This is a genomic window from Streptomyces sp. NPDC015220 (assembly GCF_043079345.1).
Taxonomy (GTDB): Bacteria; Actinomycetota; Actinomycetes; order Streptomycetales; family Streptomycetaceae; genus Streptomyces.
Genome location: NZ_JBIBUK010000014.1, coordinates 1 through 26,078 on the forward strand (window position 1 = coordinate 1; position 26,078 = coordinate 26,078).

Below are 26,078 nucleotides of genomic sequence, written 5' to 3' on the forward strand. Positions count from 1 at the left end.
GTCCAAATCAACCTCCCCAAAGGCCCCACCCTCCCCGAAACCACCCTCGAATGGCACATCCCCCGCTGGTCCAACACCATCGAACGCGACCGCGCCCGCCCCTACTTCATCGCCTACGCCGCCGCCATGGCCCTGCAATTCCTCCAACAAGCCACCACCCTCATCCGCGCCGGCCACACCCAGGTCTACGAGAACTTCGACGTCCCCGACCAAGCCATCGGCTGCGGCTTCCACGAAGCCGTCCGCGGCGTCCTCTCCCACCACCTCGTCATCCAAGACAAGAAAATCGCCAACTACCACCCCTACCCACCCACCCCCTGGAACGCCAGCCCCCGCGACCACTACGGCACCCCCGGCCCCTACGAAGACGCCGTCCAAGGCCAACCCATCTTCGAAGAAAACGGACCCGACACCTTCAAAGGCGTCGACATCATGCGCACCGTCCGCAGCTTCGACCCCTGCCTCCCCTGCGGCGTCCACATGTACCTCGGCAACGGCAAAACCCTCACCACCCACCACACCCCCACCTACGGAGCCACCCCATGACCGACGCCGGGCAGCACCACACACCCGGCACCAGGCTCGGAGATCCGGAGGTGGAGGCGCGGCTCGCCCGGATCGACGAACTGCTCGCGGGGCTGGAGTCCGCGCCGGGCCCGACCGTGCGCGCCGCGCTGGAGGCGGTGCGGCTGCTGACCGAGGTCCACGGCGAGGCGCTGGCCCGGGTGCTGGAGCAGGCGGACGCCGCACTGGCCCGGCGCCTGACCGAGGACGAGTTGCTGGGGCACCTGCTGGTGCTGCACGCGATCCACCCGGAGTCCGCCGAGCGCCGGGCCGTCCGGGCGGTGGAACGGCTGCGGCCCGCCGTGCGCGAGCGCGGCGGCGACGTGGAGTGGGCGGGCCTGGAGGGACAGGTGGCCCGGGTGCGCTTGACCTCGGGCGGCGGGTGCGGTTCGGGCTGCGGCGCGAGCGGCGCCGCGGACGTCGCCGAGGCGGTCCGCGAGGCGGTTCTCGCCGCCGCTCCGGAACTGGCGGCGGTGGAACCGGTGCCGGCCGCCACCGGAGGGCGGACGGCGCCCGCGTTCGTGCCGCTGGGCACTGTGACGCGCCGGGGCGCGGGCGCGCCCCGGGGGCGGGAGGCCGGGTGAGCGTGGACGGAGCGCTGGCCCGCCTGATCCGGACCTCGGCCGAGCGGACGGCGACGGCGGCACAGGTGTGCGAGGTCTGCGCCGCCCCGGTGCCCGGGGAGCACCCGCACCTGTACGACGCCGAGCGGGCTCAGGTGAGCTGTGCCTGCGGTCCCTGCTCGGTGCTGTTCGCCGGGGACGGCGCCGGCGGCGGGCGTTTCCGGCTCGTTCCCCGGCGCCGGGTCCGGCTCGGCCGGGTCGACACGGAGGCCCTCGGCGTGCCGGTCGGCCTGGTCTTCTTCGTGCCGCACGCCGACGGCACGGTCACCGCCCAGGGGCCGAGCCCGGCGGGGACCATGCGGTGGGAGGTGGACGCGGCGGCGTGGCGGCGGGCGGCCGAGCGCCGCCCGGAACTCGCCTCGATGGAACCGGAGGTGGAGGCGGTGCTGGTGAACACCGTGCGCGGCCTCGACCACCACTGGATCGTGCCCGTCGACGACTGTCTGCGGATGCTGGCGGTCGTCCGCCGGGAGTGGCGGGGCCTGTCCGGCGGCGGCCGGGTGTGGCCCGCCGTCGAGGACTTCTTCGCGCAGTTGACCGAACGGCGGTGAGCGACGCGGCGCGGCCGACGGCACGCGGGACCACGGACGACGACGCCGACGAGGACGACAGGGAGCGGCCGTGCACGAGTTGTCGATCGCGAGCGCGATCGTGGAGCGGGCCGGTGAGCTGGCCCGGGCCGACGGGACGGACGCCGTCTCGGTGGTGACGGTGCGGGTGGGCGAGCTGTCCGGCGTGGTGCCCGACGCCCTGGACTTCGCCTTCGAGGTGGCCCGGGAGGGCACCGCGCTGGCCGGGGCCCGGCTCGTCGTCGAGCGGGTGACCGCGCTGGCGTACTGCGGGCCGTGCGCGGCCGAGTTCGCGGTCGGCATGCCCCCCTTCTTCTGGTGCCCGCGCTGCGACCGCCCCTCGCGGGACCTGCGCAGTGGGCGGGAGCTGGAGATCACCGGGGTCGAACCGATGACGTCGACCGGACCGTGACGGGCGGTCGGCCGGGAAGCGGCCCCGCCGGCGCCCGAGGGCGTCGGCGGGGCCGCCGCTCTCCCGGTCAGCAGATGCGCGGGAGTTGCTCGCCGAGCGGCAGGTCGACCACCCGGGTGCCGCCGAGGCCGGTGGCGACGACGACCATGCCGGGGTGCTCGGTGACGCACTCGCCGATCAGCGCGGCGCCGGCGCCCTGCGGGTGGGCGCGCATCGCCGCCAGGACGGCCTCGGCCTCGGTGGGCGGGACGAACGCGACGAGCCGGCCCTCGTTGGCGACGTAGAGCGGGTCCAGGCCCAGGAACCCGCAGGCGTTGACGACCGCGTCCGGGACGGGCACGGCGCGCTCGGTCAGCCGGACGCCGGTGCCCGAGGCGCGGGCGATCTCGTTGAGGGAGGCGGCCAGTCCGCCCCGGGTGGGGTCGCGCAGCACATGGACGTCCGGGGTGACGGCCAGCATCGCCGCCACGAGATCGGCCAGGGGCGCGGTGTCGCTGGCGACCTCGACACCGAACTCCAGACCCTCCCGGACGCTCATGATCGCCACGCCGTGCAGGCCGATCGGGCCGCTGACGATCACGGCGTCGCCCGGCCGGGCCCGCTGCGGGCGGATGTCGACCCCCTCGGGCACGAGTCCCACGCCGGCGGTGGTGACGTAGACGCCGTCGCCGTGGCCGGACTCCACCACCTTGGTGTCGCCGGTCACCACGGTGACGCCGGCCGCCTCGGCCGCCGCGCCCATCGCACGGGCGATCCGGTCGACCACGGTCAGCTCCACGCCCTCCTCCAGGACGAAGGCCGCCGAGAGGTACGCGGGCCGGGCGCCGCTCATCGCCAGGTCGTTGACGGTGCCGTTGACGGCCAGGTCGCCCAGGCTGCCGCCGGGGAAGAACAGCGGCCGGACGACGTAGGAGTCGGTGGAGAACGCCAGCCGGGCGCCGCCGAGGTCCAGGACGGCGGAGTCCCCCATGGCGGCCAGGGTGGGGTTGCCGTAGGCCGGGGCGAAGACGTCCTGGATCAGTTCGGCGGACAGGGCGCCGCCTCCGCCGTGGCCCATGACCACGACCGGCTGGTCGCGCAGCGGGGCGGGGCAGGTCCAGTTCGCGGGGTCGACGGGGGCCTCGGACATGTCGGAGACCTCGGGAGCCAGTTCAGCCAACGGGGTTCATCTCCTCCTGCTGGGTACGGGAGACCTGTGCCGGAGCGCCGTTCATCCGGCGGTACAGGTAGTAGGCCGCGCAGGCGCCCTCGCTGGAGACCATGGTGGCCCCGAGGGGCGTGCGCGGGGTGCACTCGGTGCCGAAGGCGGAGCACTCGATGGGCTTGATCAGGCCTTGGAGGACCTCGCCGGCGCGGCACACCGCGGGTTCCTCGGTGCGGATGCCGGTGACGTCGAAGCGGTGCTCGGCGTCATAGGCCCGGTAGGCGTCCGAGAGGCGCCAGCCGCTGGCGGGGATGCGTCCGATGCCGCGCCAGGACCGGTCGGCGACCTCGAAGACCTCCTCCAGCATGCGCAGCGCGGCCGGGTTGCCCGTCTCGCGCACCGCGCGCGGATAGGCGTTGTCCACCCGGTGCTCACCGCGTTCGAGCTGGTGCACGGCACGGCGGATGCCCTCCAGGACGTCCAGCGGTTCGAAGCCGGTGACCACGATGGGGACGCGGTGCCGCTCGGCCAGTTCCGGGTACTCGGCGGTGCCCATGACGCTGCACACGTGTCCGGCGGCCAGGAAGCCCTGCACCCGGCAGGCGGGGGCGGTCATGATGGCCTCGATGGCCGGGGGGACCCGGACGTGGGAGACCAGGAGGGTGAAGTTGTCCAGGCCCAGCCGGCGGGCCTGGTGCACGGCCATGGCGTTGGCGGGGGCGGTGGTCTCGAAGCCGATGGCGAAGAACACGACCTGCCGGTCGGGGTGCCGGCGCGCCAGCTGGAGGGCGTCCAGCGGGGAGTACACCACCCGTACGTCGCCGCCCTCGCCCTTGACCCGGAACAGGTCACGGTCGGTGCCCGGCACCCGCAGCATGTCCCCGAAGGAGCAGAAGATCACGTCGGGGCGGGCGGCGATCTCCAGTGCCTTGTCGATGACCTCCAGCGGGGTCACGCACACCGGGCAGCCCGGCCCGTGGATCAGCTCGACCTCGTCCGGCAGCAGTTGGTCGATGCCGTGCCGGATGATCGAGTGGGTCTGGCCGCCGCAGACCTCCATCAGCGCCCACGGCCGGGTGACCGTGGCGCGGATCTCGTCCAGCAGCCGCCGGGCCAGATCCGGGTCGTTGAACTCGTCGATGTACTTCATCGGGCCTCGCTCCCGCTCTCCTTGCGTGCCACGGCGCCCGGGCTCCCCGGCACCGCGTTCCCGGCCTGCTCGGCCGCCTGCTGCCAGGCGTCGCCGAACTCCTCCTCCAGCAGCCCCAGTTGCTCGAACAGCTCCAGGGACGCCCGGGCCGACTCCTCGTCCAGCCGTTGCAGGGCGAACCCGACGTGCACGATCACGTACTCCCCCACCCGCAGGTCGGGCAGGTACTCCAGACACGCCTGTTTGCGCACCCCGCCGAAGTCGATCAGGCCGGTGAGCGGGTCGGCTCGATGGTCGATGGACACGACCTTGCCGGGCACTGCCAAGCACATGGGTCACTCCGTCTCGTCGCTGTCTGTGGTCCGCCGGCCGCGCGGTCCCCCGCGCGTGGGTCCGGCCGGCCCGGTCGGCTGGTACGGCGGCTCGCGGACGCCGCCGCTCCGGTCACTCGTGCCGTCGCTCGTGCGCCGCGACGACCAGTTGTCCGAGGGCCAGTCCGCCGTCGTTCGGCGGGACCTCGCCGTGGCGCAGCACGGCGAAGCCGTCGCCGCTCAGCAGCGTGGCGCACTCCTCCTCCAGCAGGGCGTTGGCGAAGACCCCGCCGCTGAGCACGACGGTGGTCAGGCCGGTGGCGGCGCGGGCGCGCCGGCAGATCTCCGCGACGGCCCGCGCCACCCCCCGGTGGAACCGGGCCGCGAGGACGGGCGCCGGGGTGCCGCGCCGCCGGTCGGCGAGGAGCGCCTCCAGCAGGGGCGCGGGGTCGCATCCGACGGGGCCCGCTCCGGTGGTCAGCCCGAAGGGGTAGGCCGCCGTGTCGGCGTCCCGTGCCTCGGTGGCCGCCGCCTCCAGCTCCAGCGCGGCCTGGGCCTCGTAGCGCGCGCGGTGGCAGACGCCGGCGAGGGAGGACACCGCGTCGAAGAGGCGTCCCATGCTGGTGGTCGGCACACAGGCCAGGCCCCGCTCCAACTGCTGTCGCAGCAGCGCGAGTTCCTTGGGCTGGCAGGCTTCTACGCTGGGCAGGTCGGGCTCCCAGGGCAGTCCCGCGGCCCACAGCCGGGCCAGCGCCAGGCGGCACGGGTTGGCCACGCCGGCGTCGCCGCCGGGCAGCGGGGCGGACGTGAGGTGGGCGAAGCGGCGGTGGCCGGCGTAGTCGGCGAGCAGCACCTCGCCGCCCCACACGGCGCCGTCGTCGCCGTATCCGGTGCCGTCGAAGGCGACGCCGATCACGGGTGTGGTGCCGGGCAGGCCGTGCTCGGCCATCGCCGAGGCGATGTGCGCGTGGTGGTGCTGGACGAGCACCGGCTCGGCGGCGCGCAGTTCGGCGGCTCGCCGGCGGGCCCAGCGGGCCGAGTGGTAGCCGGGGTGCCGGTCGGCGGCGACCACCGAGGGTGCGACCCCGGTCAGCCGCAGCAGTTGCCGTTCGGCCCGCCGGGCGGCCCCGAGGGTGGCCAGGTCGCCCATGTCGCCGATGTGCGGGCCGAACCAGGCGTGGTCGCCCTCGCCGACGCAGGGCGCGTTCTTCAGGTCGCCGCCGACCGCGAGCGCGGGGCGCACCGGCAGCGGCAGGCGCAGCGGGCGGGGCACGTAGCCGCGGGAGCGGCGCAGCACCTGTTCGGTCCCGTCGGGGCGGACCCGCAGCAGCGAGTCGTCGCAGGGGGACGCGACGGGGCGGTCGTGGGCGAGCCAGGCGTCGGCCAGGCCGGCCAGCCGGGTCAGCGCCTCGCCGTCGTCGGTGACGATGGGTTCTCCGGAGCGGTTGCCGCTGGTCATCACCAGCACCCGGGGGCCGGGCGGATCGCCGGGCAGTCCGAACAGCAGGGTGTGCACGGGTGTGTAGGGCAGCAGCACGCCGACGTGCGGACTGCCGGGGCACACGTCGTCGGCGAGGCGGAGGCCGTCCGGCCGGGCGCGCCGGCGCAGCAGCACGATGGGGCGGCGGGGGCCGGTGAGCGTGGCGCGTTCCCGCTCGCCCAGTTCGGCGATCCGCTCCGCGGTGGCGAGGTCGGCGCACATCACCGCGAACGCCTTGCCGCCGCGTTCCTTGCGGGCGCGCAGCGTGGCGACGGCGCGCGCGTCGGTGGCGTCGCAGGCCAGGTGGTAGCCGCCGACTCCCTTGACGGCGACGATCCGTCCCGCGGCGAGCAGGGCCCGGGCCGCCGTCAGGGCGTCGGCGTCCCGGGCCGGACGCGCGCCGCTGCCCTCGGCGGGCACCAGGCGCAGCCGGGGGCCGCAGTCGGGGCAGGCGACGGGCTGGGCGTGGAAGCGCCGGTCGGCGGGGTCGGCGTACTCCCGGGCGCAGGCGGGACACATGGGGAAGCCGGCCATGGTCGTGGCGGCGCGGTCGTACGGCATCGCGGTGGCGATGGTGAAGCGCGGGCCGCAGTGGGTGCAGGTGATGAAGGGGTGACGGTGGCGGCGGTCGGCCGGGGCGGCCAGCTCGCGCAGGCAGTCGGGGCAGGTGGCGGTGTCGGGCGGGAGGTGGGTGCGTCCGGCGGACCGCTCGGTGGGGCGGATGCCGAACGGGTCGGTGGCGCCGGTGACGGGGAGTTCCTCGGTGCCGATGCCGGTCACCGCGGCCAGCGGCGGCGGCTGCCGGGCCAGCCGGTCGCAGAACCGGTCGACGCCGTCGGCCGGGCCCTCGACCTCGATGAGGACGCCGCTCGCGGTGTTGCTCACGAAGCCGGCCAGCGCCAGATCGGCGGCGAGGCGGTGCACGTACGGCCGGAAGCCCACGCCCTGGACGGTTCCGCGCACGGTGATCCGGCGGCGGACCGGGCCGGCGGCGGGAGCGGTCATGAGGCGGGCGAGGACACCGGGGCCGGCGCCGGGTGGGGATGCGCCCGGTGGTCGGCCGTGTCCTCGGGCGCGTGTTCGTGGCCGTGCGCGTGTTCGTGGCCGTGCGCGTCGCCGTGGCCGTGCGGGTGGCCCTGGTCCTGGTCGTGCGTGTGGTCGTGCGGGCGGGGGGCGAGGGGCGGGCGGTGCGGCGGGGCTCCGTCGCGGGCGGCGAGCGCCCGGTCGAGGACGGTGTCGACGCCGTCGCCGGTGCGGGCGCAGGTCCGTACGATCTCCACCCCCGGGTTGACCCGGTGCACGTTCGCGCGGAAGGCGTCCTCGTCGAAGCCGGCCGGCTCGGCCAGGTCCGTCTTGGTGGCCACGACCAGGTGGGCGGAGCCGAAGGCGGTGGGGTACTTCAGCGGCTTGTCCTCGCCCTCGGTGACCGCCATGAGCACGATCCGCAGGGTCTCGCCGAGGTCGTACGAGGCCGGGCAGACGAGGTTGCCGACGTTCTCCACGAACAGCACCGCGGTGTCGGCGGGGAGCCAGCCGGCCAGGCGGGTGCGCACCTGGCGGGCCTCCAGATGGCACAGGCCGTCGGTGAGGACCTGCTGCACCGGGGCGCCCGAACGGGCCAGCCGGCGGGCGTCGTTCTCGGTGGCCAGGTCCGCGGTGAGCGCGGCCACCGGGACACCCCGCCCGACCGCGCGGGCCAGCACCCGGCCGAGCAGCTCGGTCTTGCCGCTGCCGGGGCTGGACAGCATGTTGACCACCGTCACGCCCTGCCGCGTCAGCTCCTCGCGCAGGGTGCGGGCCAGGTCGTCGTTCCTGGCGAGGACGGCCTGCTTGACGTCGACGGACCGGCACATGGCGGTTCTCCTCGGGGCGGGGGTCGGTGCGGGAGGGGCTCTTCGCTGTCGGCGGGGGCGGGCCGGGGCCCTCACCGATCCTGGGCCGCGCCGGTCGCGAGGTCCGGCAGCGCAGCCGTCCGCGGCGGCGCGGATTCGTCCGGGCGGCCCAACGGCGGGGTGGCGGCGGGGTCGGCGAGCAGCGCCGGGACCATCGTGTGCAGGGCCGTGACGGCGTGGCCTACGGCCGCGCGGACCGGGGTGCTGAGCCCGGGCATGATGTCCTCGTCCGCGCGTGGCACCGCCTCGGGCTCGCAGGCGAGCACGAGCACGCGCGGCAGGGGGCCCTCGCCGAGATGGGCGGCCAGGGCCAGCACCCTGGCCGGGTCCATGCCGTGGGCCTCCGGCGGGGCCGAGGCGGTGCCGTCCGGGAGGTCCGGCTCGATCAGGGACAGGGTGCCGGGGCGGTGGCCGCGCGGGGCGGCGTCGACCAGGACCACGGTGTCGTACCCGTCCAGCAGTTCGTAGGCGAGGTCCAGGCCCCGGATGCCGAAGTCCCGTACCCGCACCTCGGACGGCAGCGGCCGGGACCGCAGGGCAAGCAGCACTTCGGGGCCGAAGGCGTCGTCGGCGAGGAAGATGTTGCCGACGCCCGCGACCAGGAGGCGGGCGTGCGGCGTGGCCGGGCCCGTCATCGGACGTTCCCGGGGAGCGGGTCGCCGGCCGGCGCCAGGGGGCGGGCGGAGCCGCCGGGCGCTTTGCGGACGAAGGCCGAGCGCAGTGCGTGGTAGGGGGCGCCCGGGTCGAAGAAGACGGCGTGCATGCGGGCCAGTTCGGCGCGGCGGTGGTCGGCGAGCGGGCGGCGGGACTCGTCGCGCGCGCGTGCCGCCGCCTTGGCCTCGATCCGCCGGCCGAGGTCCGGTGCGGCGGCGAGCGCGGCGGCCGTCCGGCCGGTCTCGGCGGCGAAGCCGGCGGCGGGGACGGGGAGCAGCCGGTCCACCAAACCCAGGCCGTGCGCGGTGGCGGCGCTGACCGGCAGGGCCTCGGTGGTCAGCCGTTCGGCGGTGCGCGCGCCGACCCGGCGCGGCAGGCTGTACGTCCACAACTCCGAGCCGTACAGGCCCATTCTGCGGTAGTGCGGGTTGAGCACGGCGCCGGTGCGGCACCACACCTCGTCGGCGGCGAGGGCGAGCATGACGCCGCCCGCGGCCGCGTTGCCGCCGAGCGCGGCGACCACCAGCCGGTCGGTGGTCCGCAGCACCGCCTCGACCAGGTCGTTCATGGCGTTGAGGTTGGTCCAGGACTCGGCGGCCGGGTCGGGGGCGGCTTCGATGACGTTCAGGTGGATGCCGTTGGAGAAGAAGTCGCGCGCGCCGCCGAGGACCAGGACGGGGGTGGGGCGGTCGAGGGCGTGGCGGTAGGCGGCGAGGAGTCTGCGGCACTGGTCGGTGCTCATCGCGCCGCCGGGGAAGGAGAAGGTGAGGAAGCCGACGTCGCCCTGGCGCCGGTAGCGGATGTCGGTCCAGGTGCGCCGCTCGGGGGGCAGTTCCAGCGGGGCGGCGGCCTCCGGGAGCGCGGTGGGGCCGAGCACCGAGGCGGCCGGGCGCTTGAAGGGCGCCGGGTCGCCGGAGTTCTTGCGCGGCCTGAGCTCGGGGATCCACACGGCGCCGTCCCGGGTGGCGCGGCAGACCGCTCCGGCCCGGGTGGCGAGCAGTTCCCCGGGGCGGCCGCGCAGCCGGTCCTCCGGGTGGCCGCCGTGCAGGAAGACCTCGCGGCCGTGGACCTCGTCGAGCACTCCGGGCTGCGAGTCCGCGGCGCGCAGCTTGCGCAGCACGGTGTCGGTGCTGTCGCGGTCCCAGTCGATGCGCCGCCGCGGCTGGCGCAGGGGGTCGCGCCAGGTGACCTCGACCGCGGGGTCGCTCTGCGGCCGCGGTTTGTACGAGCCCTCGGCGTAGCGCCGTACGGCCAGCAGCACGGCGGCCACGGCGGCGTCGGACGCCTCGTTGCGGTACAGGTCGCTCTTGCCGACCGGCGCGGTCTCGAAGGGCGTCGCCGCCCAGATGTCACCGGCGTCCATGGCCGCCTCGGCCTGGAGCACCGTCACGCCCCAGTGCGTGGCCCGGTCGGTGATCGCCCAGTCCAGGGACGACGGGCCGCGGTCCCCCGGGGGCCCCGGGTGCACGACGAGGCAGGTGTGCTCCCGCCACAGGTCCTCGGGGAGCGCCGTCCTCAGCATCGGGGCGACTACGAGTTCCGGTCGCGTCCCGGCCACGGCGGCCCGGACGGCGTCGGCGCCGTGCGAGGCGAGGACGACGTCCACCCGGTGCCCGTGGTCCGACAGTTCGGCGTACACCCGCTGGGTCAGGCTGTTGAACGCGCTGGCGACGAGCAGAATGTCCATGACGCGGCATATTCGTCTCTTTGTCCGACGCACGGAAGGACCGCTGCGGCGTTTCGGCCGACTGCCCCGGGACCCTTCCTCCATCCGGATCGAGGCCCCGGCTCCTCCCGCACCGCGTCACGCACCGGTCCTGCCCGTTCCAGCACACCGGCGTGTCGTTTCGCTACTTTCTGCTCATATTATGTAACAGTCCGTGCATGATCTGGCAGCAGAACATCAACAGGGTCCCCGCCCCTCTCCCGGGGGCCCCGGTTCACCGGTCCCGGCGCGCACTGCGCGGGGCGCTGCTGGTCGCGGCGACCACCGCCGCGCTGGCCGGCGGCCCCACGGCGACCGCGCTCCCCTCCGGTGTCCGCGCTCCCGACTGGGACGCCATCGCGGCGTGCGAGTCGGGCGGCAACTGGAAGGCGAACACCGGCAACGGCTACTACGGCGGGCTGCAGTTCAAGCAGTCGAGCTGGGTCGCTGCCGGCGGACGGCGGTACGCGCCACGGGCCGACCTGGCCACGCGCAGGCAGCAGATCGCCGTGGCCAGGCGGCTGGCCGTGATCCAGGGCATGTCCGCCTGGGGCTGCTGGTGACGGCGTACCCGCGCCGCCCGGGACGCCCGGCGTCCTCCGTTCGGATCACGCAGGATCCGAACGGAGGACTTCGACCGGCGGCCCGTCAGAACGGGTAGTGAGCGTGCTGGGTGGCGATGGTGACCCAGCGGGTGCCGGAGAACGCCTCGATGCCCCAGCGGCCGCCGAAGCGCCCGTAGCCGGAGGCCTTGACGCCGCCGAACGGGGCGTTGGGCTCGTCGCCCACCGACTGGTCGTTGATGTGCACGATCCCGGTACGCACCCGGCGCGCGACGGTCAGGCCGTGCGTGGCGTTCTCGGTGATGATGCCGCAGGTCAGCCCGTTCTCCGTGTCGTTGGCGAGCCGTACGGCGGTGTCGTCGTCCGGGAACGTCTCCACCACGCACAGCGGCCCGAAGGCCTCCGCCCGGTACAGGTCGGCGTCCTCGGGCACCTGGGTGAGCACGGTGGCCGGGTGCAGCGCGCCGTCCGGTTCCCCGCCGCCGACGAGGACCTTCGCGCCCTTGTCCACGGCATCGCGCACCAGGGCGGCCACGCGCCGCGCGGCCCCCTCGCTGACCAGCGGTCCGACGACGGTCCGCGGCTGGGCGGGGTCGCCCGCGGGCAGCGCGGCGACCTTGGCGGTGAACTTGGCGGTGAACTCCTCGGCCAGCGACTCGTGGACGAGGACGCGGTCGCCTGACATGCAGATCTGACCCGCGTTCATGAACACGCCGAAGCAGGCGGCGTTCACGGCGTGGTCCACGTCGGCGTCGTCCAGCACGATCACCGCGTTCTTGCCGCCGAGCTCCAGGACGGCCGGCTTGAGGTGGCGGGCCGCGTGCTCGCCGATGATCCGGCCCACCCCGGTGGAGCCGGTGAAGTTGACGGCCCGCACCCGCGGGTCGGCGATCAGCGCCTCGGCGATCCGGGCCGCGTCCTCGCGGGCGTTGGTGACGACGTTGAGCACGCCGTCCGGCAGGCCGGCCTCGCGCAGCACGTCCGCGACGAGCAGCCCGCAGGCGATGGGCGCGTCCTCGCTCGGCTTGACGACGACGGTGTTGCCGGCGGCCAGCGGCGCGGCCACGGCCCGCACGCCCAGGATGACCGGCGCGTTCCAGGGGGCGAACGCCGCGACGACGCCGAGCGGTTCGCGCACCGCGAGACCGAGGACGCCCTCCTCCTGGGCGCTGAGCACCTCACCGCGCGGCGCGGTGACCGCGGCGGCGGCCTCCCGCAGGATGTTCGCGCCGAGCATGACGTTGAAGTGCGCCCAGGGCCGGGTGCCGCCGGCCTCCTGGGCCATGAGGACGGCCACCTCCTCGGCCCTGGCGTCCAGCAGGTCGGCGGCCTTGAGGAAGATCGCCCGCCGGGCGAACGGCGCCAGGGCGGCCCACTGTTCGAAGGCGGCGTCCGCGGCGTCCACCGCCCGGGTCACGTCCTCCGGTCCGGCGGCGGCCACGGTCGCGTACACCTCACCGGTGTGCGGGCTGACGTCCGTCTCGGTCCGCCCGGAAGCGGCGGGGACGTCCTTGCCGCCGATGAACAGCTCACGGGCTATGGGCATGATCGCGACCCTTCGGTGGTGCCGGTGTGCGCGGCGCGCACGGTGTTCGCACAGTGAACATTCGTTCACGTGATTACCGGCATGCTGCTCCCCTCTCCCGGCTACGTCAAGGGTCGCCCTTCCGGCCGTCGGGCACGACCGGAGGCGGACGGGCCCTCCGGCGAGGGAAGAGCAGGGCGCGAAGGCACGGCGCGGCACGCGGACGGGGGCCCGTCACGCTCCGGGGACCGGGCCGGTCAGCACAGGACGGCGAGGGCGCCGGGCAGCACCCGGGCCGTGACCGGCAGGACGGCCTCGACCTCGCCGTCGGCGCCGTAGGGCACTTCGCGGTCGGCCGCGATCCTGATCTCCCGGCCGCGCAGGATCCGCACCTGCGGCCGGTTCACGTGCGCGCCCGACTTCAGCTCGTTCATCAGCGCGAAGAAGAGCCGGCGCGGCGCGGCCCGGATCAGCACCACGTCCAGCAGCCCGTCGTCGACCCGCGCGCCGGGGGCGATCTTCCGGCCGGAGCCGTAGTAGGCCGAGTTGGCGGCCACCACGGTGTAGCCGCGGTGGGTGTGCTCCTCGCCGTCGACGGTGACGCGGTAGGTCGCCGCGCGCCAGGTGGCGACGGCCCGCAGTCCGCCGGCGTAGTACGAGGCGGCGCCGCGCAGCAGCCTGGCCTGGTTGGCGTGCCGGTTGGCGAGCGCGTCGACCCCCGCGTACACGCTGCCGAGGACCACGGTGCGGGGGTGGACGGCCGACTCCACCTCGATGGTGTCGACGGCGCGTGGCGCGCGGTGCAGCAGCACCTCGGCCAGCGCGGACGGGTCGGCGGGCAGGGCGAGCGCGCGGGCGAAGTCGTTGCCGCGGCCGGCCGGGACGAGTCCGAGTACGGTGCCGGTGCCGCTGAGCGCCCCGCCGACGCCGCCGGCGATGCCGTCGCCGCCCACGGCGAGGACGACCCGGCCGCGCTCCCCCGCCCGCCGGGCCAGCTCCTGGGCGTGGACGAGGCTGCGGCTGTACTCGGTCTCCAGCCCGGCGCCCGCCTCCCGCAGGATCCTGCCCACCCGCAACAGCGCCGCGGCGCCGGTGGAACCGCCCGCGGTGGGATTGACGATGGCGGTGAACTGTCGCATCGGTGGGCCTCCGGGCGAAGAGGGGCGGGTGGCGCGGTCACGGGACGGGGGAAGCCGGGCGGGGCCGTGCTCGGCGGGAGGGCCGGGCCGGGGGTCAGCCCGGGGGCAGGAGGACGCCCGGGTTGAGCAGGCCGGCCGGGTCCAGGCGCCGTTTGACGGCCCGCAGCGCGTCGGCGCCGAGCGGCCCTGCCTCCCGCAGGTACCAGTCGCGGTGGTCGGTGCCCACGCCGTGGTGGTGGCTGATGGTGCCGCCCGCGGCGAGGATCGCCTCGTTGGCGGCGTGCTTGGCGGGCGTCCAGTGCGCCACGGGGTCCTCGCCCTGCGCGCAGACCACCGTGAAGTAGAGGGATGCGCCGTTCTCGTAGACGTGCGAGACGTGGCACATCACCAGCGGCGGGGTGCCGGCCTCGGTGAGCGCCGCGGTCAGGGCGTCGCGGACGGCCGCGTACAGCCCGGGCAGGCGGGACCAGAAGGCGGCGGTCTCCAGTGTCTCGGCGAACGCGCCCACGTCCAGGAGCGCGTCGCGCAGGTACGGCGCCGAGTAGCGGCCGTGCGCCCAGCGCTCGCCCGGTTCCTCGCCGAGGTAGGTGCCGCCGCACTCGCGCAGGACGGCCGCGGCGCCCTCCCTGCGGCGGGCGACGTCCTCGGCGGTGCCCTCGTGGCCCACGATCGCCTGGCAGCCCGCCCGCGACGCGCCCGGGACGCCGATGGCGTCGGGCTGGGCGAGGCCGATCAGCGTCTCGGTCTCGTCGGACAGACGCAGCACGGTCGGCCGCGGCCCGTCCTGGGCGAGCCGGCGCAGCGCGGCGGCGCCCTCCTCGAAGGAGGCGAAGCGCCAGCCCTCGTGGACACGGGTCGTGGGCAGGGGGCGCAGGCGCACGGTCACCGAGGTGATGACGCCGAACGCGCCCTCGGAACCGAGGACGAGCTGACGCAGGTCGGGTCCGGCCGCCGAGCGCGGTGCGCGGCCGGTCTCCAGGGTGCCCTCGGGCGTGGCGAGGGTGAGGCCGAGGACCATCTCGTCGAAGCGGCCGTATCCGGCCGACGCCTGGCCGCTGGAGCGGGCGGCGGCGAACCCCCCGATGGTGGCCCACTCGTAGGACTGCGGGAAGTGGCCGAGGGTGAAGCCGTGCTCGGCGAGCAGCGCCTCGGCCCGCGGGGCGCGCAGCCCGGGCTGGAGGGTCGCGGTGCGGGAGACCGGGTCGAGGGCGAGCAGGCGGTCCATGCGGCGCAGGTCCAGGGCCACGAACGGGCGCCGGTCGGACGCCGGCCGCTCGGGGGCGAGACCGCCGACGACGGAGGTGCCGCCGCCGAACGGGACGGCGGCCAGGCCGTGGGCGGCGCAGGCGCGCAGGACGGCGAGCACCTCGTCGTGGCCGTCCGGGAGCACCACGGCCGCGGGGAGGCCGGTGACGTCACCGCTGCGGATCCGCAGCAGGTCGGGGGTGGACTTGCCCCGGGTGTGGCGGACGCGGGACTCGGCGTCCGTGCGCACGTGCGCCGCGTCGCCGACGGCGTCCAGCAGCGCCCGGTGAGCGGCGGCCGTCAGCGGCGACTCGGGGACGTCGAGGTCCGTGAGGCCGACCGGCCCCGTGCCGCGCGGCACGACCCCGAGCAGATCGCGCAGCAGCGCGGTCACCGAGTCGGGCAGCGGTGTGGCCTTGGCCGGGTCGCCCCAGCCGCTCCACAGCATGTCCATGGGGTTGTTCCTCACCGGTCGGTTCGAGGGGTGCCGTGCCCGCGCGCTTCACCGCCGGGGCGGGGGTGCGGCCTCGTGGGGCGTTACACTGTTACACATGACGCCTATTCGTCACAACGGTTCGGAGGGGGCCGACGGCTCGGCCGACGCGGCCGGTCCGGAGCATTCGGCCGGTTCCGCGGGCGCGGCCGGTCCGGAGCATTCGGCCGGTTCGGCAGGCGCGGCCAATTCAGCAGGCGCGGCCGGTTCGGCAGGTGATCCCGTGCTCGACGCCGTGCGCGACTGCGTCCTGGCCGTCGGTGTGCGCCGTACGACCATGACGGACGTGGCCCGTCGCGCCGGCGTCTCCCGGATGACGCTCTACCGGCGCTGGCCGGACGTGCGGTCGCTGGTGGGCGATCTGATGACCCGGGAGTGGATCGGGGTGGCCACCGGGGCGATGCCCGAGCGCCGGCCGGGTACCGGCACCCGCGCGCTGGTCGTGGACGGGCTGGTGGCCGGGGTGGCCGCGTTCCGCGCGCATCCGCTCTTCCGCAAGATCGTCGACGTCGATCCCGAGCTCCTCCTCCCCTACGTGCTGGACCGGCGCGGCGCCAGCCAGGAGGCCCTGCTCGACCTGATCGCCGGCTTCCTGCGCGAGGGCCACGCCGACGGGACGGTGCGGGTCGGGCACCCGGCCCGGCAGGCGCGGTCCCTGCTGCTGGTCGTCCAGTCCTTCACGCTGTCGCTGCGCACCATGACCGGCGAGGACGATCCCGAACTGACCGCGGAGGCGTTCCTCGCGGAACTGCGGACCATCCTGGAGAGGAACCTGACGCCATGAGCTCCGGCAGCAGCCCACTGAACCCGGACGACCCGGCCGGTCCGGCTCCGGGCTCGTCGCTGACCGCAGCGCGCCGCGCACGCGAGCTGGCCCTGACCGTCGGCGGACCGGCCGTGGACGTACTGGTCGTCGGACTGGGCGCGACGGGCGCCGGGGCCGCGCTCGACGCCGCCGCCCGCGGTCTGACCGTGGCCGCGATCGACGCGCACGACCTGGCCTTCGGCACCTCCCGCTGGAGCTCCAAGCTCATCCACGGCGGGCTGCGCTACCTCGCCTCGGCCCAGCTCGACGTCGCCCACGAGAGCGCGGTCGAACGCGGGGTGCTGATGGAGCGCACCGCGCCGCACCTGGTCGGCGCGCAGCCGTTCGTCCTGCCGCTGACTCCCCTGGTCTCCCGCGGTCAGGCCGCCCTCGCCTGGGCGGGCTTCCGCGCGGGCGACGGCCTGCGCCTGGCGGCGCGCACCGCCCGCGCCACCCTTCCGGCGCCGCGCAGGCTCTCCGCGGTGGAGACCCGCCACCTGGCCCCCGCGGTGCGCGGCACCGGGCTCCGCGGCGGCCTGCTGTCCTGGGACGGCCGCCTCACCGACGACGCCCGCCTGGTCACCGCCGTCGCCCGTACGGCGGCCGCGCACGGCGCGCGGATCCTGACCCGGGTCCGCGCGCTGGAGCTCACCGCTTCCGGCGCCCGCGTCCGCGACGAACTGACCGGCGAGGAGGGCGAGATCCGGGCCCGCGCCGTGATCAACGCCGGCGGCGTGTGGGCGGGCGGCCTGGTCGAGGGGGTCCGGATCCGGCCCTCGCGCGGGACCCACCTCGTACTGCGCTCCGACCGGCTGGGGCCGCTGCCCGCCGGACTGCACGTTCCCGTCCCCGGGGAGACCAACCGCTTCGTCCTGGTGCTGCCCCAGGGCGACGGCCGGGTCTACGTCGGACTCACCGACGAACCGGTCGACGGCGCGGTGCCCGACGTCCCCGAAGTTCCCGAGAGCGACATCGGCTTCCTGCTCGACGTGCTGGGTTGCGCCCTGGAGGCGCCGGTGCGGCGCGAGGACGTGGTGGGCGCCTTCGCGGGGCTGCGTCCCCTGCTGGACACCGGCCCGGCGGGCGGCACCGGCCCGGCGCCCCGGACCGCGGACATCTCCCGCAGGCACGCCGTGCTCACTTCGCCGGACGGTGTGGTCACCGTGGTCGGCGGTAAGCTCACCACCTACCGTCGGATGGCCGAGGACGCCGTGGACGCCGCCCTGACGGCGCGCGGGCTGGCCGCGGGCCCCTCCCCGACGGCCTCCCTCCCGCTCGTCGGCGCGGCGTCGCCGCGGGTCCTCGCCGCGCTGCGGGCGCCGCGCCGGCTGGTCCGCCGCTACGGCACCGAGGCGCCCGCCGTGCACGCCCTGGGCGTCCGCGACCCACGACTGCGCGAACCCGTGCCCGCGGGCCACCCCGTCACCCGTGCCGAACTGGTGTGGGCCGTACGCCACGAGGGCGCGCTCGACGAGGCGGACCTCCTGGACCGGCGCACCCGCATCGGCCTGGTCCCGGCCGACCGCGCGGCGGCACTCGGCGCCGCGCGGGACGCGGTGGGCGAGGCGCTGGAGTCCCGCTGAGCCCACCGGCGAGCACCGGTCGCGGCCAGCGTGTCCGGGGCGGGTGTGTGCGGGGCGGGTGTGTGCGGGGCGGGTGTGTGCGGGGCGGGTGTGTGCGGGGCGGGTGTGTCCGGCGTGGGTGTGTGCGGGGCGGGTGTGTCCGGCGTGGGTGTGTCCGGGGTGGGCGATCCCAGCGGGTGGGTACCGGTGGGTGAGTCCCGTTGGGCGCATCCCCGCGGGTGGGCATCGGTGAGCGCGTTCCGACAGGTGTGTCCCGGTGAGCGCGTCCCGGGTGTGTGTCTCCCGGCGGGTGAGTCCCGGCAGGCGCGTCCCGCTGTGCCCGCCGCGGCGGGCGGCCTCGGCGGGCGGCCCCGGCGGGTTCGCGGGCGGCGGGCTCAGGCCGCCATCGCCCGGCCCGGCTCCAGGCGGTCCAGGAGCTGGGTGCGGTGCAGGACGGCCACCGGCGCGAGGAAGTCGGGATGGCGCAGCAGCGCGGCGGCCCGGCGGTCCGCCTCGTCGGGTGCGAGCAGGCGCCTGAACTCGACCGGCGGGCCGCCGGCGCGCTCTCCGTCGGCGAGCGCGGTCACCGCGCGGCCGGCCAGGCCGGGGTCGGCGAGCAGACAGGCGGCCCAGCTGGCGACGACCTCGTCCACCCAGGTGCGCCAGGCGCGGGTGTCCGGGTCGTCCTCCTCGGCGCCGTCCGCGCCGGTGATCCAGTCCAGCCGGGCGGAGCCGCCGGGGCCGGACATGCCGACCAGCGCGGCGTCCATCGGCGTCGGGTAGCGCAGCCAGGCCGCCACCGTCACGGCCTGGCGCGCCTGCACCTCGCACAGGGCGGACGCCAGGGCGCCGCCGGCGGCCGGATAGGCGCTGGTGAGCCATTGGGCGGTCGCCGCGATGAGGGGGGAGAGATCTTCGAGCACTGGTGGGCCGTTCGAACTGTTCGCGGACACGGGGACTGCTTCGAACGGTAGCCCGCGGCTCGTGGCCGGCGATATGGTCCGGGCCTCCTCCGGGGCGTGGCTTCGGCCACACCGGGCGGAGGAGGCCCGGACGCTGTGCGGTGGGGCGGGTGCGGGTCAGACCCCCGCGGGGAAGCGTTCCCAGACGCGGTGCGCGCCCAGGAGGCGCACGATCTGCTCCAGCGTGGTGGTGCCGCTGTCGCCGACGATCACGCCGGGCGCGTCGGCGGGCACCCCGGCCGCCTCCAGCGCGGCCTCGGCGCCCTTCCAGGCGCCGATCGCCTTTCCGTGCCGGAACGCCTCGGACAGCAGCAGACCGACCCGCGGGTCGTGGGTCGCAAGCTGCGCCGAGGGGAGGGGGGACTTGGCGTCCCGGGCGCCGAAGGCGTCGGCGCCCACGCCCGGTGTCCCGGCCACCAGCAGGGCGTCGAACTCCACCGAGCGCGCGGTGGCGTAGGTGCGCTGGACGGTCAGCGCGTCGGCGCCGTCGCCGAGCCTGCCGCCGGACGGTGCGACGACGAGGGGCACCATGCCGCCGGCGAGCACCGCCTCGCGTACCGCCCGTACGCCGTCCACGTCACCGTCCGGGCCGGCGACGATGCCGATGATCCTGCCGTCCGTGGGCCAGGTCCGGCCGACCTGGGAGAGGGCGGCGCTGGGCTGGACGTCGGCGAGCGGCACGGTGGCCTCGGGCGCCGGCAGGCCGAGCCCGGCGGCGACCTCGGCGCACAGCTCGGGGTCGATGTTGGCCAGCACCTGCAGTCCGCGCTCCTTGATCGCCTGCTCGTAGCACTTGCCGAGCTCGAAGGTGTAGGCGCCGATGATGTGCTCGCGCTCGACCGGGCTCATGCTGAGCCAGAACCGGCGGGGCTGGCTGAAGTGGTCCGCGAACGTCTCCGGCGCCTCGCGTACCTTCCTCCCCTCGGGGACCCGTACCGGCGTCTCGATGTACGCGCCCGTGTCCGCGCCGGCGGTGAACGGGCAGCCGCCGTCGAGGGAGTTGGGCCGGTAGGGGGCCACGCCCCGGTGCACGGCCGTCTGGTGGAAGCCGTCGCGCAGCATGTCGTTGACCGGTGCGTGCGGGCGGTTGATCGGGATCTGCGGGAAGTTCGGGCCGCCCAGACGGGTGATCTGGGTGTCCAGGTAGGAGAAGAGGCGTCCGGCGAGCAGCGGGTCGTCGGTGATGTCGATGCCGGGCACGAGGTGGCCGACGTGGAAGGCGACCTGCTCGGTCTCGGCGAAGAAGTTGGACGGGTTGCGGTTGAGGACGAGCCGGCCGACGGGCTGCACGGGGGCGAGTTCCTCGGGGACGATGTTGGTCGGGTCCAGCAGGTCGATGCCCTCGAAGGTCTGGTCGGGGGTGTCGGGGAAGGTCTGGATGCCGAGCTCCCACTCGGGGTAGGCGCCCGCCTCGATGGCGTCGGCGAGGTCCCGTCGGTGGAAGTCCGGGTCGACGCCGCCGATGATCTGCGCCTCCTCCCACACCAGGGAGTGCACGCCGAGCTTCGGCTTCCAGTGCCACTTCACCAGTGTGGTCCCGCCCTCGGCGTCGACCAGCCGGAAGGTGTGGACGCCGAAGCCCTCCATGGTCCGGAAGGAGCGCGGGATGCCCCGGTCGGACATGTTCCACAGGACGTGGTGGGTGGCCTCGGTGTGCAGGGTGACGAAGTCCCAGTGGGTGTCGTGGGCCGTCTGCGCCTGGGGGATCTCCCGGTCGGGGTGCGGCTTGGCCGCGTGCACGATGTCGGGGAACTTGATGGCGTCCTGGATGAAGAAGACCGGGATGTTGTTGCCGACCAGGTCGAAGACGCCCTCGCTGGTGTAGAACTTCGTGGCGAACCCCCGGGTGTCGCGCACGGTGTCGGCCGAGCCGCGCGAGCCCAGCACGGTGGAGAACCGGACGAAGACCGGGGTCTCCACGTCCTTGGCGAGGAACGCCGCCTTGGTCACGGAGGCCGCCGTGCCGTAGCTGGTGAAGACGCCGTGTGCCGCGGAGCCGCGGGCGTGGACCACGCGCTCGGGGATGCGCTCGTGGTCGAAGTGCATGATCTTCTCGCGCAGGTGGTGGTCCTGCAGCAGGACGGGTCCGCGGGGCCCGGCCTTGAGCGAGTGGTCGGTGTCGTACAGGCGTGCGCCCTGGGCGGTGGTCAGATAGCTGCCGCTCTGCGCCATCCGGGCGCGGTCCGCCCCGGTCGGCTGCCCCGTGGGCGAGACGGTGTCCGGGCCGCTCTGGTCCGGCTTGGGCGGCAGCGGGTCCCGGGGCTCGGTCGGCTCCGCGACGGACGGCGACTCGGGCGCCGGCTTCCCGGGGATGCCCTCTTCCGGTCCCGCGCCGTCGCCGCGCAGCGCGTCGGTGACCTTCTGGGCTGCCTGCTTGATGGGGTTGGCCTCGCTCATCAGTGCTCGTTCCTCCGATCCTGGCCGTACCGCCGTACGGGCGCCTCGGCCGTGTGCTCTGCGATTGCCGGTCGTCCTCGGCCGCGCCGGTCCGTCACCGCTGGGCCCGATCCCTATGGGCGAGTGGATGAATCGCCACGAAAGGGCGTCAACCCTGTCAATCTCTCATGGGGTGGGCAGCGGCGCATGGGGCGGACAACGAGGGGGTGATCCCCGGGTAGCGTCCTCACCCCGTGCCCTCCCTCCGCACCCTCGCCGCATCGACCGCCCCACCCGCGTACCCCGGAAAGGGCGCTCAAGCCCGGTGGGACGTCCCCGGTCGCGGTGACCCGCCCGGCGGCGGCGCGGGACCCCGGCCGCCGGCTCGGTCCCTTCGCCCGTCGGCGCCGGACCCGCAACCGGCGCGCCGTGTCGATGCGGGCACGCCGGGTACCCGCCGGACACGAGAGGCGCCCGGGAGCGCGCCCGCGGCCGCCGCCGGTGCTCGGCCCGGTGCGCGTGGTCCGGGTTCGGTGCAGTGAATGGAGTGGGCATGGCACACAACGGAGGCGACGCGGCCCCCGCCCGGCAGGCGGGTTCCGCCGGCCTTCGTCTGGCCGCGGACGGTTCCTCGCGCCACGGAGCGCCACCGCGGGAGGAACACCTGCCGCGCGACCGCAACCAGGCGATCCTGGAGGCGGCCAAACAGGTGGGGGCGCTCCTGAAACGGAAGGGGCACGCGTTCGCGCTGGCGGGCAGCGTGGCCGCCTACGCGCACGGCGGCAGCGAGAACCTTCAGCACGACGCCGACTTCTGCGTACGCCCCGACGACGCCGAGGCGGTGGCGGACACCCTGCGGGAAGGCGGCCTGACCGTCTACGTGCCGCCGGAGGACTGGCTGATCAAGGCCAAGTGCTTCGACCAGGACATCGACATCATCTTCGAACTGGCCCACCAGCCCGTCTCCGTGGACATGCTGGACCGGGCCGAGGAGCTGTCGGTCGACTCCGTCCGGATGCCCGTGCTGGCCCCCACCGATCTGCTGTGGAGCCTGGTCTCCGCCTTCTCCGAACACCACTGCGACTTCGGGGCCGTCCTGCCGATCGCCCGCGCCCTGCGCGAGAAGGTCGACTGGGCGTGGATCCGGCGCGCCTGCGGCGACGAGCCCATGCCCGCCGCGTTCTTCTTCCTCCTCGAACGCCTGAACGTCATCGCCCCGCTGGAGACGCGGAAGGAGCAGTCATGAGCCAGCACGACGCGGAGCCGGCGGCCGGCGCCCCGGCCGGCGGGAACGACGCCGGGGCCAACCTGGAGTACCGCATCGCCCATCTGAGGGAGCGGATCGCCGCCGGCCCCCTGGGCGAGCTGGGGGTACGGCTTGAGGTGCGCGGCGAGGCCCTGTTGCTGACCGGCACGGTCCCCTCGGCGCACTGCCGCGACGAGATCTGCGGCCTCGTCGACGCGGAGCTGGCCGGGCACCGGGTCCACTGCGACATCGTCGTCGCCGACGCCACCTCTCCCGACCACGCGGAGGACCTCGCATGATCCGGATAGCAGCCGTCGGGGACATCCACATGGCGCCCGAGACCCGGGGCACGCTCCGTCCCGCGTTCGAGACCCTGCCCGACTGCGCCGACGTCCTGCTGCTGGCCGGCGACCTCACCCGGCACGGCACGCCGGAGGAGGCGCGGGTGGTGGCCGAGGAGATCCGGGACCTGGGCGTGCCGGTGGTGGCGGTCCTGGGCAACCACGACCACCACGCCGACCGGCCCGAGGAGGTCACCGCAGTCCTGGAGGACGCCGGCGCCCAGGTGCTGGAGGGGAGCGGAGTCGTCGTGCCCTGCGACGGGGCACGCGTCGGCGTGGCCGGCACCAAGGGGTTCGGCGGCGGCTTCGTCGGGCGCTGCGCGGGCGAGTTCGGCGAGCCGCTGATGAAGGAGTTCGTCCGGTACACCCGCCGCTGCGCCGACAACCTGCGCACCTCGCTGGAGCAGCTCGGCGAACAGGGCTGCGACGTGCGGATCGCGCTGACCCACTACTCCCCCGTGCCCGAGACGCTCGCCGGCGAGCCCCTGGAGATCTACCCCTTCCTCGGCAGCTACCTGCTGGCCGAGGCCGTCGACACGGCGGGCGCCGACCTCGCCGTGCACGGCCACGCGCACGCGGGCACGGAGAACGGCATGACCAGCGGCGGGGTGCGGGTGCGCAACGTCGCCCAGCCGGTCATCGGCCGGGCCTTCCACGTCTACCACGTGCACGCGCGCCGGCCCGTCCCGGCCGGCGCACCCGGCGGGCACCCCGGCTGAGCCCTCACCACCGGCGCGGCGCCGCCGTCCGCGACGCTCCGGCGGCGCCGTCGCGCACGGCGGGGGAGCCAGGACACGGGTGACACGGGCGGGCCGGAGAGGGCCCGGGGACGGCGGGGCCCGGGCCCGGCGGGGGCCACGGCGCGCCCCGGCGGCCGCTGCGTAGTCTGGGCCCGTGCACATCTGTTTCGTCTGCAGCGGGAACATCTGCCGGTCGCCGTCCGCCGCGCTGGTCCTCGCCGAGCGGCTGCGCCGGGCCGGACTGGCGGAGTCGGTGCGGGTCAGCAGCGCCGGCATCGGGCCGTGGCACGTCGGGGAGGCCATCGACGCACGAGCCGGTGCGGCGCTGGCCCGGCACGGCTATCCGGTCGAGCACGTGGCCGCGCAGGTCGGCGCGGAGCACCTGGACGCCGATCTGTTCCTGGCCATGGACCGGGGCCACGAGAAGGCGCTGCGCCGCCTCGTCGACGACCCGTCCCGGGTGCGGATGCTGCGCTCCTTCGATCCCGACGCCACCGGTGACCTCGACGTGCCCGACCCCTACTACGGCGGCCCGGAGGGGTTCGACGAGGTGCTGGCCATGATCGAGGCCGCGGTGCCCGGCCTGCTCTCCTGGGTGCGCGAGCGGCTGCCGTCGTGACCGCGGGTCCGGCGGCCGGAGCCGACGAGGGCGGACCGGGTCCCGGCGACGGCGGTCCGGGCGCCGCCGCGGCCCGGCTGACCGGGCGCCGGGTGACCGCCGAGCACCGGCTGTCCGCGACGCTCGCCGAAGTGACGCTCGACGACGGCCGGGCGGTGATGGTCAAGGACGGTGCCGAGCCGGACGCCGTGCGCGCCGAGGCCGCGGGGCTGCGCTGGCTCGCCCTGGCCGGAGCCGTGCGCGTCCCCGCGGTGCGCGGTCACGACCGGCGCCGGCTGGTGACCGACCGGGTCACCACGGGCCGGCCGGACGCCCGGGCCGCCCTCCGGTTCGGCCGTGACCTGGCCGCGCTGCACGCCGCCGGTGCGCCCGCGTTCGGCGCGCCGCCCCCGGGCGGCCCCGAGGAGGCGTACATCGGGCTCGCCCCGATGCGCAACGTCCCTCGCGACGACTGGCCGAGCTGGTACGCCGAGCACCGGGTGCTCCCCTATCTGCGCCGTGCGGTCGACGACGCCGCCCTGCGCCCGGCCGAGGCGGCGGTGATCGAGGGCGTCCTCGAACGGCTGCCCGAGCTCGCCGGCCCGGCGGAACCGCCCGCGCGGCTGCACGGCGACCTGTGGAACGGCAACGTCCTGTGGGGCGCGGACGGCCAGGTCTGGCTGATCGACCCGGCCGCGCACGGCGGCCACCGGGAGACCGACCTGGCCATGCTCCACCTGTTCGGCTGCCCGCACCTGGACCGGGTGCTGGCCGGCTACCAGCAGACGGCGCCCCTCGCCGACGGCTGGGCCGGCCGCATCGGGCTGCACCAGCTCTTCCCGCTGCTGGTGCACACCGTGCTGTTCGGACGCGGCTACGCCGAACAGGCGGTCGCGGCGGCCAGGAGCACCGGCCGGTGATCCTGGCCGCCACGAGCCCGGCCGGTCCCGCCCGGAGCTGATCCCGGGCCCTCCCCCGCCCGGCCCTTCCCGGCAGGGCGGGGCCGGCGTGGGCACGGGGCACCCGCAAGCCGCTGCCCCGCGTACCCGACGGCGCCGCACCGCACCCACGGACTCGCCGGACCCGCCGTCGGCGCAGGGCGCCACCAGCCGTCAACACATCAGCCCGCTTCCACCCTTGAGGGTGAAGAAGTCCCCCGCATGACGTGTTCACCTGCGGGGGGTCGCCCCGGCCATGTCCCGGTTTCGTCACCAAGTGGAACGGCTGCCCCAGCCGTCGCCGTACCGCGTCCGGCACGTGCTAAGAAATACGGCGTCACGGCATGCGGCGTACCACGGGGGTGCGCCACCGGTCATGCCGTTCGGCCCGTCAGGGCCGCAGGGGGAAAGGGTCACCCGAGTGAACCGCACACGCACGACCGTCGCCGCCCTGGCCGCCGCCGGGCTCGTCACCGCCGCCCAACTCGGCCTCGCCGGGGCCGCCTCCGCGGCGACCGCCGCACCGCAGAGCACCGGCTGCCCGGTCAACATCGTCTATCCGACCCGCTTCTACGTCGACCACAACGGCTGGGTCACCAACGGCGGCCTGTACTTCGGCGTCAAGAGCAAGACCGGCAAGAGCTTCAAGAAGGTCACCTTCACCGTCACCAACGTCAAGAACCTGCGCTTCGGCACGGCGGCCCCGACCGGCGGCCGGATCAGCCACAGGACCTCGCAGACCGTCTCGGTCTACACCTCGACCCTCAAGGGCAAGGCGAGCCTCGGCTTCCGGGTGCACACGCGCCTGCTGAACAACCGCAGCTACAAGCTGAAGCTCACCCTGCACGGTTCCGGCTGGAACTGCGCGGTCAACCAGGGCACCTGGGGCCACTGACCACGGGGACGCCCGTACGGTCCTGAACGCCGCACTCCCCCGGCGCCCCGGCCCAGCGGCCGGGGCGCCGGCATGCCCGGGCCGTGCCGCGCCCGCCTCGGTGCGGCCCCTCGCTCCCCGGTGCGGCCCCTCGCTCCCCGGTGGGA

General features: G+C 75.4%; 25 protein-coding genes. 13 read left to right on the top strand and 12 right to left on the bottom strand.

Annotated features, from left to right (window positions below; translation table 11 throughout):
* The 4 genes from ACF061_RS24910 to hypA all read left to right on the top strand — a co-directional run.
* Window positions 1–546 (top strand): nickel-dependent hydrogenase large subunit (locus ACF061_RS24910; RefSeq protein ID WP_392269177.1); only part of this gene is annotated, 546 nt, incomplete at its 5' end.
* Window positions 543–1,148, top strand: a complete 606-nt coding sequence (locus ACF061_RS24915; RefSeq protein ID WP_392269178.1) for a NifU family protein — start codon at window positions 543–545, stop codon at window positions 1,146–1,148. The genes ACF061_RS24910 and ACF061_RS24915, both read left to right, overlap by 4 nt.
* On the top strand, window positions 1,145–1,738 hold the full coding sequence (locus ACF061_RS24920; RefSeq protein WP_392269179.1) for a DUF5947 family protein: 594 nt from the start codon (window positions 1,145–1,147) through the stop codon (window positions 1,736–1,738). The genes ACF061_RS24915 and ACF061_RS24920 overlap by 4 nt, the downstream gene beginning before the upstream one ends.
* 70 nt (window positions 1,739–1,808) lie before the next feature.
* Entirely contained in the window at window positions 1,809–2,168 is a 360-nt protein-coding gene (gene hypA, locus ACF061_RS24925) for a hydrogenase maturation nickel metallochaperone HypA (protein WP_392269180.1), read from the top strand.
* 67 nt (window positions 2,169–2,235) lie between these two features.
* Here the strand turns inward: hypA and hypE are convergent, their stop codons facing one another.
* The 7 genes from hypE to ACF061_RS24960 form a co-directional block, all read right to left on the bottom strand.
* Window positions 2,236–3,297 (bottom strand): hydrogenase expression/formation protein HypE, encoded by a 1,062-nt coding sequence (gene hypE, locus ACF061_RS24930; RefSeq protein ID WP_392269351.1) that lies wholly within the window; start codon window positions 3,295–3,297, stop codon window positions 2,236–2,238.
* A gap of 22 nt (window positions 3,298–3,319) precedes the next feature.
* Window positions 3,320–4,462 carry a hydrogenase formation protein HypD gene (gene hypD, locus ACF061_RS24935; protein ID WP_392269181.1) on the bottom strand — a complete coding sequence of 381 codons (1,143 nt, stop codon included), beginning with the start codon at window positions 4,460–4,462 and terminating at the stop codon, window positions 3,320–3,322.
* Window positions 4,459–4,794: a HypC/HybG/HupF family hydrogenase formation chaperone gene (locus ACF061_RS24940; RefSeq protein ID WP_392269182.1), complete on the bottom strand. Its 336-nt coding sequence runs from the start codon at window positions 4,792–4,794 to the stop codon at window positions 4,459–4,461. The genes hypD and ACF061_RS24940 overlap by 4 nt, the downstream gene beginning before the upstream one ends.
* Window positions 4,795–4,906: 112 nt before the next feature.
* Window positions 4,907–7,258: a carbamoyltransferase HypF gene (gene hypF / locus ACF061_RS24945; protein ID WP_392269183.1), complete on the bottom strand. Its 2,352-nt coding sequence runs from the start codon at window positions 7,256–7,258 to the stop codon at window positions 4,907–4,909.
* A complete protein-coding gene (gene hypB / locus ACF061_RS24950) occupies window positions 7,255–8,106 on the bottom strand; it encodes a hydrogenase nickel incorporation protein HypB (protein WP_392269184.1) in 852 nt (283 codons plus the stop codon). Before hypB ends, hypF begins: the two co-directional genes overlap by 4 nt.
* Window positions 8,107–8,177: 71 nt before the next feature.
* Window positions 8,178–8,780 (bottom strand): hydrogenase maturation protease, encoded by a 603-nt coding sequence (locus tag ACF061_RS24955; protein ID WP_392269185.1) that lies wholly within the window; start codon window positions 8,778–8,780, stop codon window positions 8,178–8,180.
* Window positions 8,777–10,486, bottom strand: coding sequence for an enoyl-CoA hydratase-related protein (locus ACF061_RS24960; protein WP_392269186.1), 1,710 nt, complete (start codon window positions 10,484–10,486; stop codon window positions 8,777–8,779). The genes ACF061_RS24955 and ACF061_RS24960 overlap by 4 nt, the downstream gene beginning before the upstream one ends.
* A 197-nt stretch (window positions 10,487–10,683) precedes the next feature.
* Here ACF061_RS24960 and ACF061_RS24965 point away from each other — a divergent pair, with 197 nt between their 5' ends.
* Complete coding sequence (locus ACF061_RS24965; RefSeq protein WP_392269187.1) at window positions 10,684–11,067, top strand: transglycosylase family protein; 384 nt, start codon at window positions 10,684–10,686, stop codon at window positions 11,065–11,067.
* Window positions 11,068–11,152: 85 nt separating this feature from the next.
* Here the strand turns inward: ACF061_RS24965 and ACF061_RS24970 are convergent, their stop codons facing one another.
* The 3 genes from ACF061_RS24970 to ACF061_RS24980 all read right to left on the bottom strand — a co-directional run bounded on the left by ACF061_RS24970 (window position 11,153) and on the right by ACF061_RS24980 (window position 15,430).
* A complete protein-coding gene (locus tag ACF061_RS24970) occupies window positions 11,153–12,613 on the bottom strand; it encodes an aldehyde dehydrogenase family protein (protein WP_392269188.1) in 1,461 nt (486 codons plus the stop codon).
* A 236-nt stretch (window positions 12,614–12,849) separates the two neighbouring features.
* Window positions 12,850–13,731: a YegS/Rv2252/BmrU family lipid kinase gene (locus tag ACF061_RS24975; RefSeq protein ID WP_392269189.1), complete on the bottom strand. Its 882-nt coding sequence runs from the start codon at window positions 13,729–13,731 to the stop codon at window positions 12,850–12,852.
* A gap of 94 nt (window positions 13,732–13,825) precedes the next feature.
* Window positions 13,826–15,430 carry an FAD-binding oxidoreductase gene (locus ACF061_RS24980; protein ID WP_392269190.1) on the bottom strand — a complete coding sequence of 535 codons (1,605 nt, stop codon included), beginning with the start codon at window positions 15,428–15,430 and terminating at the stop codon, window positions 13,826–13,828.
* A 262-nt stretch (window positions 15,431–15,692) separates the two neighbouring features.
* On the opposite strand from ACF061_RS24980, the gene ACF061_RS24985 reads away from it, so the two are divergent.
* Both ACF061_RS24985 and ACF061_RS24990 read left to right on the top strand, forming a co-directional pair.
* Window positions 15,693–16,253, top strand: coding sequence for a TetR/AcrR family transcriptional regulator (locus tag ACF061_RS24985; RefSeq protein WP_392269352.1), 561 nt, complete (start codon window positions 15,693–15,695; stop codon window positions 16,251–16,253).
* On the top strand, window positions 16,250–17,857 hold the full coding sequence (locus tag ACF061_RS24990) for a glycerol-3-phosphate dehydrogenase/oxidase (RefSeq protein WP_392269191.1): 1,608 nt from the start codon (window positions 16,250–16,252) through the stop codon (window positions 17,855–17,857). The genes ACF061_RS24985 and ACF061_RS24990 overlap by 4 nt, the downstream gene beginning before the upstream one ends.
* Window positions 17,858–18,231: 374 nt before the next feature.
* Here ACF061_RS24990 and ACF061_RS24995 read toward each other — a convergent pair whose 3' ends face one another.
* Together ACF061_RS24995 and ACF061_RS25000 are read right to left on the bottom strand one after the other, a co-directional pair.
* Entirely contained in the window at window positions 18,232–18,759 is a 528-nt protein-coding gene (locus tag ACF061_RS24995) for a hypothetical protein (RefSeq protein WP_392269353.1), read from the bottom strand.
* Window positions 18,760–18,915: 156 nt separating this feature from the next.
* Window positions 18,916–21,195: a catalase gene (locus ACF061_RS25000; protein ID WP_392269192.1), complete on the bottom strand. Its 2,280-nt coding sequence runs from the start codon at window positions 21,193–21,195 to the stop codon at window positions 18,916–18,918.
* A 532-nt stretch (window positions 21,196–21,727) separates the two neighbouring features.
* Between ACF061_RS25000 and ACF061_RS25005 the strand changes: the two genes are divergently transcribed.
* The 6 genes from ACF061_RS25005 to ACF061_RS25030 all read left to right on the top strand — a co-directional run bounded on the left by ACF061_RS25005 (window position 21,728) and on the right by ACF061_RS25030 (window position 25,932).
* Window positions 21,728–22,420, top strand: a complete 693-nt coding sequence (locus ACF061_RS25005; RefSeq protein ID WP_392269193.1) for a hypothetical protein — start codon at window positions 21,728–21,730, stop codon at window positions 22,418–22,420.
* A complete protein-coding gene (locus ACF061_RS25010) occupies window positions 22,417–22,719 on the top strand; it encodes a hypothetical protein (RefSeq protein WP_392269194.1) in 303 nt (100 codons plus the stop codon). The genes ACF061_RS25005 and ACF061_RS25010 overlap by 4 nt, the downstream gene beginning before the upstream one ends.
* Entirely contained in the window at window positions 22,716–23,480 is a 765-nt protein-coding gene (locus ACF061_RS25015; protein WP_392269195.1) for a metallophosphoesterase, read from the top strand. The genes ACF061_RS25010 and ACF061_RS25015 overlap by 4 nt, the downstream gene beginning before the upstream one ends.
* 175 nt (window positions 23,481–23,655) lie before the next feature.
* Window positions 23,656–24,120: a low molecular weight protein-tyrosine-phosphatase gene (locus tag ACF061_RS25020; protein WP_392269196.1), complete on the top strand. Its 465-nt coding sequence runs from the start codon at window positions 23,656–23,658 to the stop codon at window positions 24,118–24,120.
* Window positions 24,117–25,019, top strand: coding sequence for a fructosamine kinase family protein (locus tag ACF061_RS25025; protein ID WP_392269197.1), 903 nt, complete (start codon window positions 24,117–24,119; stop codon window positions 25,017–25,019). The genes ACF061_RS25020 and ACF061_RS25025 overlap by 4 nt, the downstream gene beginning before the upstream one ends.
* Window positions 25,020–25,458: 439 nt before the next feature.
* Window positions 25,459–25,932, top strand: a complete 474-nt coding sequence (locus ACF061_RS25030; RefSeq protein WP_392269198.1) for a hypothetical protein — start codon at window positions 25,459–25,461, stop codon at window positions 25,930–25,932.
* The last annotated feature ends 146 nt before the right edge of the window (window positions 25,933–26,078 follow it).

What these genes read in the sequence shown, in the direction of transcription:
- ACF061_RS24915 (WP_392269178.1), top strand. Translation starts at nt 543, where the DNA reads ATGACCGACGCCGGGCAGCACCACACACCCGGCACCAGGCTCGGAGAT.
- hypE (WP_392269351.1), bottom strand. Translation starts at nt 3,297, where the DNA reads ATGTCCGAGGCCCCCGTCGACCCCGCGAACTGGACCTGCCCCGCCCCG.
- hypD (WP_392269181.1), bottom strand. Translation starts at nt 4,462, where the DNA reads ATGAAGTACATCGACGAGTTCAACGACCCGGATCTGGCCCGGCGGCTG.
- ACF061_RS24940 (WP_392269182.1), bottom strand. Translation starts at nt 4,794, where the DNA reads ATGTGCTTGGCAGTGCCCGGCAAGGTCGTGTCCATCGACCATCGAGCC.
- hypF (WP_392269183.1), bottom strand. Translation starts at nt 7,258, where the DNA reads ATGACCGCTCCCGCCGCCGGCCCGGTCCGCCGCCGGATCACCGTGCGC.
- hypB (WP_392269184.1), bottom strand. Translation starts at nt 8,106, where the DNA reads ATGTGCCGGTCCGTCGACGTCAAGCAGGCCGTCCTCGCCAGGAACGAC.
- ACF061_RS24955 (WP_392269185.1), bottom strand. Translation starts at nt 8,780, where the DNA reads ATGACGGGCCCGGCCACGCCGCACGCCCGCCTCCTGGTCGCGGGCGTC.
- ACF061_RS24960 (WP_392269186.1), bottom strand. Translation starts at nt 10,486, where the DNA reads ATGGACATTCTGCTCGTCGCCAGCGCGTTCAACAGCCTGACCCAGCGG.
- ACF061_RS24965 (WP_392269187.1), top strand. Translation starts at nt 10,684, where the DNA reads ATGATCTGGCAGCAGAACATCAACAGGGTCCCCGCCCCTCTCCCGGGG.
- ACF061_RS24970 (WP_392269188.1), bottom strand. Translation starts at nt 12,613, where the DNA reads ATGCCCATAGCCCGTGAGCTGTTCATCGGCGGCAAGGACGTCCCCGCC.
- ACF061_RS24975 (WP_392269189.1), bottom strand. Translation starts at nt 13,731, where the DNA reads ATGCGACAGTTCACCGCCATCGTCAATCCCACCGCGGGCGGTTCCACC.
- ACF061_RS24980 (WP_392269190.1), bottom strand. Translation starts at nt 15,430, where the DNA reads ATGGACATGCTGTGGAGCGGCTGGGGCGACCCGGCCAAGGCCACACCG.
- ACF061_RS24990 (WP_392269191.1), top strand. Translation starts at nt 16,250, where the DNA reads ATGAGCTCCGGCAGCAGCCCACTGAACCCGGACGACCCGGCCGGTCCG.
- ACF061_RS25000 (WP_392269192.1), bottom strand. Translation starts at nt 21,195, where the DNA reads ATGAGCGAGGCCAACCCCATCAAGCAGGCAGCCCAGAAGGTCACCGAC.
- ACF061_RS25005 (WP_392269193.1), top strand. Translation starts at nt 21,728, where the DNA reads ATGGCACACAACGGAGGCGACGCGGCCCCCGCCCGGCAGGCGGGTTCC.
- ACF061_RS25010 (WP_392269194.1), top strand. Translation starts at nt 22,417, where the DNA reads ATGAGCCAGCACGACGCGGAGCCGGCGGCCGGCGCCCCGGCCGGCGGG.
- ACF061_RS25015 (WP_392269195.1), top strand. Translation starts at nt 22,716, where the DNA reads ATGATCCGGATAGCAGCCGTCGGGGACATCCACATGGCGCCCGAGACC.